Here is a 12,086-nt window from a genome sequence, read left to right as displayed (position 1 = left end):
TGAAATGCAGAAAGGGCCATTGCGGCCCTTGTTCGTTCTGCCCCTACCCTACTCAGCCATCGACCGGCGGGCAATGTTCACCAGCAATCATCCTTCAGATATCGAGCACCAACGGCTGCGCCCCCTGAGCCGGAATCGCACAGCAAATCAGCACCTGGCCGTCATCCGGCACCTCGGCTGGCGGCAGTGGGTAATGCACCTGACCGCTGATCAAGCGCGCCCTGCAGGTGCCGCAAGAGCCGCCGCGACAACTGAATTCCGGGCGCAGGCCACGGCTTTCCGCCAACTCCAGCAAGCTGCCGCCCTCCGGCTGCCAGCGCGCCTCCTTGGCCGAGCGCTGGAACACCACGGGCACCGACGTGGTGGCGGCTGGCGGTTGCTCGATGACCACGGCATCGGGGTCTGGACGCCGGCGCAAGGTGGATGGGCCGAAAGTTTCGGCGTGAATCCGCGAATCGCGAATGTCCAGTTCGCGCAAGCCGTCGTACAACGCCTGGGTAAAACTTCCGGGGCCACAGACGACAAAATCCAGCTGATCGTAGTCCTCGACTGTCAGCAGATCCTTGAGCAGCGCGACGTCGATCCGTCCACGGAGGTCGAAGTCCTCTCCTTGCATCGCCTCGGCTTCCGGTTGGCTGAGCAAACGCACCACCCGCACCGCGTCACCGGCGTCTTCGAGCAAGCGATCCAGCTCCCGGCGAAACGGCTGGTCAGCCAGTGTGCGCGAACTCTGGATAAACCATGTCGGGCGGATACGACGGGTGCGCAATCCCTGGTAAACCACCTCCCGCAACATCGACAACAGTGGCGTGATACCGACCCCGGCCGCCAGCAATACCAAAGGCCGACGCTCATGGGGCGCCACGGTGAAATGCCCTTGCGGCGCCCGCGCCTCCAACAGGTCGCCAACACGAATCTGCTCATGCAAATGCGTAGACACCCGCCCGTCACGCTTCACGCTGATGCGGAAAAAATCATCGGACGGCGCGCTCGATAAACTGTACGTGCGGATGTGCACATCGCCGTCAATGTTGAAACGCAGGGGCAAATGCTGTCCGGCCTGAAACAGTGGCAACCCGGCTCCGTCGGCAGGCTCCAGGTAAATCGAGCGAATGTTGTGGCTTTGCGCTTCAATCCGCGCCACCCGCAACGGCCGCCATTGATCCCCCATGGCTTTGGCCTGCAAACGCGCCGTGGCCTGCTCCCATGTGCCGGTGAGCAAACTGGTGGGTGACACGCCATCGAAGCGCCAGCGCAAGGCCAGGGCGCCGGGGCGACGTACCACCTGCTCGACATCGATTGTCCACAGCCGCTCGGCTCCCTGGAACGCCTCGACCTGCGGGCCCTCCAGAATGATTTCGGTCCGCCCGCTGAGCTGCAGCAAATCACCGCTATTGAAATCGATGAACAACAGTCCGGCCCGGGGGTTGAGCAACAGGTTGCCCAAGGTGTTGAAATGCAGGTTGCCGGCGAAGTCCGGAACGGTCAGGCGATTGCCTTCCACTTGTACGAAACCGGCCTGACCGCCACGGTGCGACACATCCACCGAACGTTCACCGTCGACATCCACATAACTGGCAACGAAGAACGTGTCTGCCTCGGCGATCATGGCTTTGGCCGCGTCATCCAGTTCGTTGAAATGCTGGGCGGCACGCGTCGAAGGATCGGTCAGCGGCACCGAGCGAAACTGGCGCAACTGAATGTACTGCGGGCAATTGCCGAAGGACTGGTCTACCGTCACCCCGAAACCACCCGTAGTCATGGCGCGGACATGTCCATTGATGCGGTTGCGGCGGCGAGTGTGCAGTTCGATACCCAACAGGCCAATGGCCGAGCCATCGCTCATCTGCGCGGGATCGTCAACGGCAGGCAGGCTGCGAAATTGCAGCAAGCCCGGTTCTGGCGAGTGGGCGAAACCAGGCTCACCTTCAAGGATGCTGGCCCAGGGATGACCGTCGGCATCCACCGCCCCGTACAGCATGAACGGCAATTGCTGATAGAACGTGCGGTGCTGGTCCGGCATCTCGCTGCGAATCACCTTACGACCAAACGTCTCCATTCGTTCGGCAACGCCCACATGCGCCTGCAACTGTTTTTCGCCGGCATGCCAGGGTGAACGGTCCATACGGCTGCTCCCTTGCGCCAGTGGCGCAGAACGGGGCGGCCCGGTAACTCCGGGCCGCCAGTATCAGGCGGTTTTTTGCAGACCGGCAACGGTGCGCGGCATGCCGACAAAACCCGGCAAGGCTTCGATGCGGGCCAGCCAGGCGCGAATGTTGGCGTACTCGTCCAGCGACACATTGCCCTCGGGCGCATGGGCGATGTAGCTGTAGGCGGCGACGTCGGCAATCGTCGGTTCAGTGCCGGCCAGATACGGCGTATTGGCCAGTTCGTGATCGATCACTTTGAGCACGGTATGGGCGTAAGCAATCACTTCTGCAGCGTTGTAAGGCGCGCCAAACACGGTGATCAATCTTGCCCGGGCAGGGCCGAAGGCAATCGGGCCGGCAGCCACCGACAACCAGCGCTGGACCTTGGCCGCACCCGCCGGATCAGCCGGCAGCCAGCGACCGTTGCCGTACTTTTGCGCCAGATACACCAGAATCGCGTTGGAGTCGGCCAACACCACACCCTGATCATCAATCACCGGCACTTGGCCGAATGCATTGAGCGCCAGGAACGCCGGTTGCTTGTGCTCGCCCTTGGCGAGGTCAACGAAGATCAGTTCGGTCGGCAATTTCAGCAGGGACAGCATCAACTCGACACGGTGAGCGTGGCCGGAACGTGGGAAGTTGTAGAGTTTGATCGCTTGCATGGTCGACACCTCGGGTCAGTGGTGCTGCTCAGGAAGACCAGCGCCGATGGGTCGTATCTTCCACCTACGACCAAAACAACAGAATCACCAGCAAACGCAATCCATTATTTCAGTGGGTGAAATAACTCAACGCGCGAGCGCCGGATGCTCGCGCAGGGTCTTCACCGCGAAATCAACAAAACTGCGCACCCGGGCCGGCGCTTTGCGTCCGCCCTGATAGACCACATGGATGGGCAACGGCGGCAGTTCGAAGTCGGCCAGAATGATTTCCAGCTCTCCGGCAGCCACCTTGCTCGCGACTTGATAAGACAGTACCCGCGTGAAGCCCAACCCCAGACAGGCTGCCGTGATGGCCGCCTGATTCGCTGTCACCACCAGTCGTGGTTCAGCCCGGACACTCAAGGTTTCGCCGTCTTCAATGAATGGCCAACTCCTGAGTTGGCCAATGGCCGATGTCGCGATAATCGGCGCCTGGGCCAGTTCCCGAGGATGCCTGGGCCGACCATGGCTGGCCAGAAACTGTGGCGAGGCGCAGATCACCCGCCGCACCTCACCCACCCGGATCGCATGCTGATTGCTGTCGGGTAGCTCGCCGATGCGAATGGCCACATCGACGCCCTCCTCGACCACGCTCACCACCCGATCCACCAGCAGCGCGTTGATGCAGACCTCGGGGAATTGCGTCAGGTAACTCACCATCAGCGGCGTAACAAACAGCTCGCCAAACAAGACCGGTGCGGTGATGGTCAGTTGCCCACGAGGATGGATATGGCTGCCCGCAGCCGAGTCCTCGGCTTCCTGCACCTCGGCGAGAATTCTCCGACAGTCCTCCAGATACCGCTGACCGGCCTCACTCAAATACACGCTGCGCGTGGTACGCGTGAGCAGTTGCGTGCCAATACGCTGCTCCAGCGCCGCCACCGCTCGGGTGACGCTGGCCGCCGACAGCCCCAAACGCCGCGCCGCCGCCGAAAACCCCTGTTCCTGGGCGACGGCAGCGAAGACCTGCATTTCCTGGAAACGGTCCATGGGCATGTCCTTATTTCAGATAGATAAATCGCAATAAAAGGCCGGGATGTTAAACGCAAGTGCTCAATAACAAAGTTGGGCGTCCGACCATCAAGTAAATCAATGGGCTACTGCACTCTAGCGCCTGCGCTGTAAAAACCAAGCGTGGCACAAACCTCAAAGACCAGGCCGGGGGATTATTGATAATTAATGAGGGTTATTTTCTTGCGACAGGTGCGACTGTTCGTAATTATCCGGACCCGCCCGCTGCAACGGCTAATGYCTGACAGGGAAAAAGAGCCACTGGCTCGGCTCCCAACCCGTTTCCAGGCATGGGCTCGTCAGCGGACGATATCCACAGCGGCAGAATTCCAGCCTGCATAAACAGGCGGAATATACGACTGCTCCTATACTACAAGCCACCCTGTTACCTATTGAGTATTAGTAGGTACCTCGTTGAAATCTTCCCTACGTGAAATAAGGCGTTAGTTGTTAACGCTTGGACGCCTGTCCATCGATCCTGCTTTCAAGAGTCACTKAGTAGGGAAGAGTGAACTTCAACTAGCTGGCTAACCTGGTGACACCGCAAGGAGTTCGAGAATGTTGCGCACAAACATTTCCGCAAGAGCACTGTCCGGTGGTTTGCTCGATGTACTGATACGCGCCGGGCTGATTACCGTGCTGGTGTTGTTCTGCTTCCAGATCTTCCACCCGTTCCTCAACCTCATGCTCTGGGCGCTGATTCTGGCCATCACCCTGTATCCACTGCATGCGCTCATCAAGCGCAAGGTGGTCAACAAGGACGGGCGTGCCGCCACCCTGATCGTGGTGGTCTCCCTGGCCTTGCTGATGGTGCCGATCTACCTGCTGGGCACTTCGATCAGTGAATCGATCCAGGGCACTCTGGCGATCCTCAAGTCCGATACGCTGCAGATTCCGCTACCCAGCGAAAAAATCGCTTCCCTGCCGCTCATTGGCCAGCCGCTCTATGGCTACTGGATGCAGGCTGCCACCGACATGAGCAGCGTGGTGATGAAGGTGATGCCCTATATCAAGTCCGTCGGCCTGACCTTGTTGGGCAAGATGGCCGACGTCGGCGTGGGCTTTCTGTTGTTCATCGGCGCCCTGATCATTGCCGGCGTGCTCATGGCCTATGGCGAAAACGGCGAAAGAAGTGCCCTGGCCATCACCTCGCGCCTTTCCGGACCGGAGCGTGGCCCACGCATTACCGAGCTCTGCACTGCCACCATCCGCGCGGTCGCCCAGGGCGTGGTGGGCATCGCGTTCATTCAGATGTTACTGGTGGGCGTGGGCTTCGTGCTCATGGGCGTGCCCGGTGCCGGCCTGCTGGCGATGGTTGCGCTGTTGATGGGGATCATGCAATTGCCGGTGCTGCTGGTAACTCTTCCGGTGATCGCGTATGTCTTCGCCACCGAAGGGACCAGCCTGGCCACCATTGTGTTTGGCATCTACAGCCTGATTGCCGGGATGGCCGATAACGTCCTCAAGCCGTTGATGCTAGGCCGCGGCGTCGATGTGCCCATGCCGGTGATTCTGATTGGCGCCCTGGGCGGTATGGTGAGCGGCGGCTTCATTGGTTTGTTCATCGGGCCGGTTGCGCTGGCGGTGGGCTACCAACTGTTCTGGCAATGGGTCCAGGACCAACCGCCTGCCGAGGTAATGAACGAGACACCCGAGATCGAGGCGTTGAACGAGACACCGAAGACAGAGGCAATGAACGATCAGCGTCCTGTCTGAGGAGTTTGCGCTTGATGCCACGCCCTGCTCGCATCAGCCGGCTTCTGCTCTGTGGCACCGTCGTTCTGGGAGGCTGTGTGCAACTGGGCCCGGATTTCCAGTCGCCGGCCCAGCCCTGGGTCGACCACTGGAACACCCCGGCCCTGGAGATCGCCGGCCAACAACACGCGCAACCTGACAGCCGCCAATGGTGGCGCGTGTTCAACGACCCGGTGCTGGACCATTTGATGGCCGAAGCCGATGCCCACAACCCCGACCTGCACGTCGCCGGCCTGCGGGTCATGGAGTCCCGCGCACAATTGGGCATCGCACTGGCCGGCCGCTACCCGCAATTGCAACAGGCCAGCGCCGACAGCCTGTACCTGAACCGTCGACAGTCGGGCGGCACTAACCCCCAGGACACGCATTTCTGGCAACACAGCGTCGGCTTCGATATCGGCTGGGAACTGGATTTCTGGGGGCGTTTCAGCCGTGCCATCGAGTCGGCCGACGCCTCCTGGTTTGCCGCCCAGGCCAACTACGAAAATGCCCTGGTGCTGTTGCACGCGCAACTGGCGCAAAACTACTACGCCTTGCGCACCGCCGAGGCGCGCCTGGCCATAGCCCGCAGTAACGCCAAATTGCAAAAACGCAGCTACGAGATCACCGAGCGCCTGTTCAACAGCGGGGCCGAAGCCGAACTCGATCTGCAACAAGCCAAGACCCAGTACCTGGGCACCCTGAGCACCATCCCGGATTTCGAAAGCCAGGTGGCAAGCTTGCGCAATGCGCTGTCCACACTGATCGGCCAGCCACCTGGCTCGATCCCTGACCTGGATCGCAACACCGGAGTGGTGCCACTGCTCGATACCGCGGTCTTGCAGGATGTGCCGGCCAACCTGCTGGTGCGGCGCCCCGATGTTCGCGCTGCCGAGCTGCAAGTGGCAGCGCAGTCGGCGTTGATCGGTGTGGCCGAGACCGACCTGTACCCCTCCATCAGCCTGCTGGGCAGCATCGTCTGGTCCGCCAGTTCGCTCAACGGTGCGCCCAATACCCTCGATATGGTGGCCGGCCCCAGCCTGCGCTGGGACATCTTCGATCACGGCCGGATCACCAACAACGTCCGTGTGCAGGATGCCCGCTTGCAGCAGTTGATCGTTATCTATCAGGACAGCGTGCGCCAGGCGGCGCGCGAGGCTGACGATGCCGCTACCGGTTTGATCAAAGCGTTGGAGCGCGACCGAATCCTCAGCGAGGCCTCGGTAGCCGCCGAACGTTCAGTGACCCTGGCCAATGCCCAATACCGCGAAGGCTATTCGGATTTCCAGCGCGTGCTGGATGCCCAGCGCGCCCTGTTTGCCCAACAGGATATCTATCTGGTCAACCGTGGCACCGCGGTCAACAGCCTGATCGCCCTGTACAAGGCCCTGGGCGGTGGCTGGTACAGCGACCAGCCGATGATCGACCCGGCCACCCGCCAACAGATGCAACAACGGACTGATTGGGGCGATTTGCTCGATGAACCGAAGGAAAGTGCCCATGACTGACAGCCAACAACCGGTCGACGAGAAAGCCCCGGCACCCGCCGCCGACCCTGCGAAAAAAGCGATCAATTGGGTGGTGCTGCTGATCATTCTGAGCCTGGTCTGGTACCTGATGGCCGACCGTTACACGCCCTACACGCAACAGGCACGGGTGCAGGCCTTCGTTGTTCCGGTGGCGGCTGAGGTATCGGGCCGGGTGACCAAGGTGCATGTACGCAACAACCAGGACGTCAAGGCTGGCGAGTTGCTGTTTGAAGTCAATCCCGAGCAGTACCAGATTGCCGTCGATCGTGCCCGCGCCGACCTTGAGTCGACCCGTCGCCAGGTGGGCGCCAACACCGCCGGCGTCGACTCCAAGCAAGCGTCCCTGCGCGCGTCCCAGGCCAACGAGCTCAAGGCACGCCAGGACATCCAGCGACTTGAACGCCTGTACCGCGAAGACCCGGGCACCATCTCGCTGCGACGCCTGGAGATATCCCGCGCCACCCTGGAAGAATCCATAAGCCAGGTCGCCGCGGCCAAGGCCGAAGTGCAACGTGCGCGCGAACAACAGGGCGGTAACGAAGACGAAAACGCCCAGTTGCTCAGCGCCGCCAGCAACCTTGAAAAAGCCGAGCTGGACTTGAGCAATACCAAGGTCCACGCACGCTCGGCCGGCCTGATCACCGATCTGCGCACCGATGTCGGCCAGTTCGCCGCTGCCGGTGCGCCGGTGATGACCCTGATTGCCATCCACGATGTGTGGATCAGCGCCGACATGACCGAAAACAACCTGGGAAGCGTTCAGCCCGGGACGCCGGTGTCCATCGTCCTCGACGCCCTGCCGGGGAAAATTTTCAAAGGCCATGTACGCAGCGTCGGCTATGGCGTTGATATCGGCCAGACCACCCAACCGGGCAGCCTGCCAAAAGTGGAGAACAGCCGCGATTGGCTACGTCCTGCCCAGCGCTTTCCAGTCATCATCGAGTTCGAGCCCGGTGAGTTGACCAGCCCGCAAGGCATCAGGTCCGGCGGGCAGGCCGAAGTCATGGCGTTCCCGAGCGAAGGTAACCCGCTGAATATACTGGGTCGCCTGTTCCTGCGCCTGATGAGCTGGATGTCCTATGCGTATTGAGCGTCCGGCCCGGGTCCAGCGCGCCCTGCGCCTGGGCTTCGGTACGGCACTGTGCCTGGCGGCGAGCTTCGGTCTGGCCCTGCCCATCCCGTTCCTCGCGCCGATGTTGGCGCTGATGATGCTGGCAGCGATGAACCGACCGTTGCCGTTCAAGGCCAGCCTGGGCCTGATCCTGATCCTTATGCTGACCACCGGGACCGGCCTGCTGCTCATTCCCCTGCTGCGTTACTACCCGTTCAGTGGTGTGCTGCTGGTCGGACTGTGCCTGTTCATGGCCTTCGGGTATGGCTTGCGCGGCGGCAACCCGCTGGTGGCGACTTTCCTGGTGGTGGGCCTGACCTTGATCAGTTCGGCCGGAACCGCTGAATTCGCCCTGGCGCTTGAGGTGATCGTGGCCCTGGTCAAGGGACTGTTCCTGGCCGTCACCACGCTGACCATCAGCCATTGGCTGTTTCCCGACCCCGCCAGTGCCCCCGCGGCCAAACCCGGCCCGAGCCTTACCCCAACCGAAAGCGGCTGGCTGGCTCTACGTGCCACACTGGTGGTGCTGCCGACGTTCCTGCTGGCCATGATCGACCCGGCCAGCTACCTGCCGATCATCATGAAAGCCGTCAGCCTCGGCCAACAAAGCTGCGCGACCAGCACCCGCACCGCCGGCCAGGAATTACTCGGCTCGACCTTGCTCGGAGGGCTGATGGCGATCCTTTTCTGGTGCGCGCTGAGCCTGTTCGTCAACCTGTGGATGTTCTTTCTGTGGATGTTGCTGTTCGGATTGCTGGCGGCCAGAAAGCTCTATGGCCTGGCCCGGACCCGACAACCACCGAKTTTCTGGCTCAACAGCCTCGCGACCCTGATCATTCTGCTTGGCCAATCGGTGCAGGACAGTGCCGCGGGCAAGGATGTCTACACCGCCTTCGCTATCCGCATGGGCCTGTTCATTCTGGTGACTTTGTATGCCTGTGTGATGGTCCACTTGCTGGATACGCGGCGGCAACGTCGAATTACGACCGCCTAGAAACAGAAAAAACCCCTGAAGAGGGGGTTTTTCATTGTGGATAACTTATTCCACAGTGACCGACTTCGCCAAGTTGCGCGGCTGGTCAACGTCGGTGCCCTTGAGCACGGCAACGTAGTACGACAGCAGCTGCAGCGGGATGGTGTAGAGGATCGGCGACAGGATGTCGTGGATGTGCGGCATGTGCACCACGTGGGTGCCTTCACCGTTGGTCATGCCGGCCTTCTCGTCTGCGAAGACGATCAACTGGCCACCGCGGGCACGGACTTCCTGGAGGTTGGACTTCAACTTCTCCAGCAGTTCGTTGTTCGGCGCCACGGTCACCACTGGCATGTCGTTATCCACAAGCGCCAACGGGCCGTGTTTCAGCTCGCCGGCCGGGTAGGCTTCGGCGTGGATGTAGGAGATTTCCTTGAGCTTGAGTGCCCCTTCCATCGCTACCGGGAACTGCGCGCCACGGCCGAGGAACAGCGTGTGGTGTTTCTCGGCGAACAGCTCGGAGATTTTTTCCACGGTGCTGTCCATGGCCAGCGCTTCGCCCAGACGGGTTGGCAAACGGCGCAGTTCTTCGACCAGCGTCGCTTCGACGCCTTTGGCCAAGGTGCCACGAACCTGGCCCAGGGAAAGCGTCAGCAACAACAGGCCAACCAATTGCGTGGTGAAGGCTTTGGTCGAAGCCACACCGATTTCGCGACCGGCCTGGGTCAACAGGGTCAGGTCGGACTCACGTACCAGCGAGCTGATGCCGACGTTGCAGATCGCCAGGCTGGCGAGGTAACCCAGTTCCTTGGCGTTGCGCAGTGCGGCCAGGGTGTCGGCGGTTTCGCCGGACTGGGAAATGGTCACGAACAAGGTGTCCGGCTGCACCACCACCTTGCGGTAGCGGAATTCGCTGGCGACTTCGACCTGGCAAGGAATGCCGGCCAGCTCTTCGAGCCAGTAACGCGCGACCATGCCGGCGTGGTAGCTGGTGCCGCACGCGACGATCTGTACGTTACGCACTTTGGCGAACAGCTCGGCCGCCTGTGGGCCGAATGCCTGTACCAGTACCTGGTTCTGGCTCAGGCGACCTTCCAGGGTGCGCTGCACCACGGACGGTTGCTCGTGGATTTCCTTGAGCATGAAGTGGCGGAACTCGCCCTTTTCAGCGGCTTCGGCACCGTCGCGATACTGCACGGATTCGCGCTCGACAGCCTGGCCGTCAACGTCCCAGATCTGCACGCTGTCGCGGCGGATTTCGGCGATATCGCCTTCTTCCAGGTACATGAAACGGTCAGTGACCTGACGCAGGGCCAACTGGTCGGACGCCAGGAAGTTTTCCCCCAGGCCCAGGCCGATCACCAACGGGCTGCCGCTGCGGGCTGCGACCAGGCGATCCGGTTGCTGCGCGCTGATCACTGCCAGGCCGTAAGCACCGTGCAACTCTTTGACGGTTGCCTTGAGGGCCACAGTCAGATCGCGCAGATCCTTGAGTTTGTGGTTCAGCAGGTGGGAGATGACTTCAGTGTCGGTGTCCGAAGTGAACACATAGCCCAGGGCTTTGAGTTGTTCACGCAGGGCTTCGTGGTTTTCGATGATGCCGTTGTGCACCACCGCCAGGTCACCGGAGAAATGCGGGTGAGCATTGCGCTCGCACGGTGCACCGTGGGTGGCCCAGCGGGTGTGGGCGATACCCAGACGACCGACCAGCGGCTCGGTGGCCAATGCCTGCTCCAGCTCACTGACCTTGCCCGGACGACGCACGCGCTCGAGTTTTTCGTCATTGGTGTAGACCGCCACGCCGGCACTGTCATACCCACGGTATTCGAGGCGCTTCAGGCCTTCGACGAGGATGGCGGTGATGTTACGTTCTGCGACTGCGCCGACAATTCCACACATGCTATTTCTCCTGACTGACAGCCGCGCAAATCAAATTGATGCCGCGGGCCTGAATCTGATCGCGAGCCTCTAGTGGCAGGCGTTCATCCGTAATAAGGGTATGGACGCTGCTCCAGGGCAGCTCCAGGTTGGGAATCTTGCGGCCGATCTTGTCAGCCTCCACCATCACGACCACTTCGCGGGCGACTTCAGCCATGACCCGGCTCAGCCCGAGCAGTTCGTTGAAGGTGGTTGTACCGCGAACCAGATCGATGCCATCGGCCCCGATGAACAGCTGGTCGAAGTCGTAGGAGCGTAGTACCTGCTCGGCAACCTGCCCCTGAAAGGACTCGGAATGCGGGTCCCAGGTGCCACCGGTCATCAATAGCACCGGTTCGTGCTCAAGTTCGCTCAGGGCATTGGCAACATGCAGCGAGTTGGTCATCACCACCAGACCGGGTTGCTGTCCGAGTTCCGGGATCATCGAGGYGGTGGTACTGCCACTGTCGATAATGATGCGCGCATGCTCGCGAATCCGCGCGACGGCGGCACGGGCGATGGCTTGCTTGTATATGGAAACCGGCTGACCAAGATCCGCGACCAGCTCCTGAGGCATGGTGATCGCCCCGCCGTAACGACGCAGCAACAGACCATTGCTTTCAAGTGCCGCCAGATCCTTGCGAATCGTAACTTCCGACGTTTCGAAGCGCTTGGCCAACTCATCCACACTGACTTCGCCCTGCTCATTGAGCAAGGCGAGGATGTTGTGACGACGCTGAGGTGTGTTGCGCTTCGACATGAGCTGATAAGTTTCGTTTCGAAAGATAGCGGAAGCAATCAAAACCTATCAGCGAAACTTCGTCAAGCGTCTTGCGATAAAAAGCACTGTGGATAACTTGCTCGCGATGGGCGTGAACGATGACGCATTCCTTCTGGAAAAATGCGCCGCTCTCGAATTCATCGCGAGCAAGCTCGCTCCTACAAGAGAGTTGTGGA

At 61.0% G+C, this 12,086-nt stretch carries 9 protein-coding genes; 4 read left to right on the top strand and 5 right to left on the bottom strand.

Going from position 1 to position 12,086, the window contains the following annotated elements; genetic code table 11:
• Positions 1-94 precede the first annotated feature (94 nt).
• The 3 genes from ACXRVY_RS01010 to ACXRVY_RS01000 all read right to left on the bottom strand — a co-directional run bounded on the left by ACXRVY_RS01010 (position 95) and on the right by ACXRVY_RS01000 (position 3,844).
• The gene (locus tag ACXRVY_RS01010) at positions 95-2,125 is read right to left on the bottom strand and encodes a pyridoxamine 5'-phosphate oxidase family protein (protein WP_223459070.1); all 2,031 of its coding nucleotides are present in this window, start codon (positions 2,123-2,125) and stop codon (positions 95-97) included.
• Positions 2,126-2,188: 63 nt separating this feature from the next.
• On the bottom strand, positions 2,189-2,815 hold the full coding sequence (locus tag ACXRVY_RS01005) for a glutathione S-transferase family protein (RefSeq protein ID WP_223459072.1): 627 nt from the start codon (positions 2,813-2,815) through the stop codon (positions 2,189-2,191).
• Between the two features lie 126 nt (positions 2,816-2,941).
• The gene (locus tag ACXRVY_RS01000) at positions 2,942-3,844 is read right to left on the bottom strand and encodes a LysR family transcriptional regulator (protein ID WP_223459074.1); all 903 of its coding nucleotides are present in this window, start codon (positions 3,842-3,844) and stop codon (positions 2,942-2,944) included.
• Positions 3,845-4,423: 579 nt separating this feature from the next.
• Between ACXRVY_RS01000 and ACXRVY_RS00995 the strand changes: the two genes are divergently transcribed.
• Genes ACXRVY_RS00995 through ACXRVY_RS00980 form a run of 4 tightly spaced genes read left to right on the top strand, consistent with a single transcriptional unit; the run spans position 4,424 to position 9,233 of the window.
• Positions 4,424-5,581 carry an AI-2E family transporter gene (locus ACXRVY_RS00995; protein ID WP_223459076.1) on the top strand — a complete coding sequence of 386 codons (1,158 nt, stop codon included), beginning with the start codon at positions 4,424-4,426 and terminating at the stop codon, positions 5,579-5,581.
• A 14-nt stretch (positions 5,582-5,595) separates the two neighbouring features.
• Positions 5,596-7,107 (top strand): efflux transporter outer membrane subunit, encoded by a 1,512-nt coding sequence (locus tag ACXRVY_RS00990; RefSeq protein ID WP_223459078.1) that lies wholly within the window; start codon positions 5,596-5,598, stop codon positions 7,105-7,107.
• The gene (locus ACXRVY_RS00985) at positions 7,100-8,218 is read left to right on the top strand and encodes an HlyD family secretion protein (protein ID WP_223459080.1); all 1,119 of its coding nucleotides are present in this window, start codon (positions 7,100-7,102) and stop codon (positions 8,216-8,218) included. Before ACXRVY_RS00990 ends, ACXRVY_RS00985 begins: the two co-directional genes overlap by 8 nt.
• On the top strand, positions 8,208-9,233 hold the full coding sequence (locus ACXRVY_RS00980; RefSeq protein WP_458236958.1) for a DUF2955 domain-containing protein: 1,026 nt from the start codon (positions 8,208-8,210) through the stop codon (positions 9,231-9,233). Before ACXRVY_RS00985 ends, ACXRVY_RS00980 begins: the two co-directional genes overlap by 11 nt.
• Before the next feature lie 45 nt (positions 9,234-9,278).
• Here the strand turns inward: ACXRVY_RS00980 and glmS are convergent, their stop codons facing one another.
• Together glmS and ACXRVY_RS00970 are read right to left on the bottom strand one after the other, a co-directional pair.
• On the bottom strand, positions 9,279-11,111 hold the full coding sequence (gene glmS, locus ACXRVY_RS00975; RefSeq protein WP_223459085.1) for a glutamine--fructose-6-phosphate transaminase (isomerizing): 1,833 nt from the start codon (positions 11,109-11,111) through the stop codon (positions 9,279-9,281).
• A gap of 1 nt (position 11,112) precedes the next feature.
• Complete coding sequence (locus ACXRVY_RS00970) at positions 11,113-11,889, bottom strand: DeoR family transcriptional regulator (protein ID WP_458236957.1); 777 nt, start codon at positions 11,887-11,889, stop codon at positions 11,113-11,115.
• Between the last annotated feature and the right edge of the window lie 197 nt (positions 11,890-12,086).

The sequence above is a fragment of the Pseudomonas sp. P5_A2_2 genome, from assembly GCF_054177685.1.
Note: the sequence above shows the minus strand (reverse complement) of the source record. Positions and strands in the feature narration are given on the sequence as shown.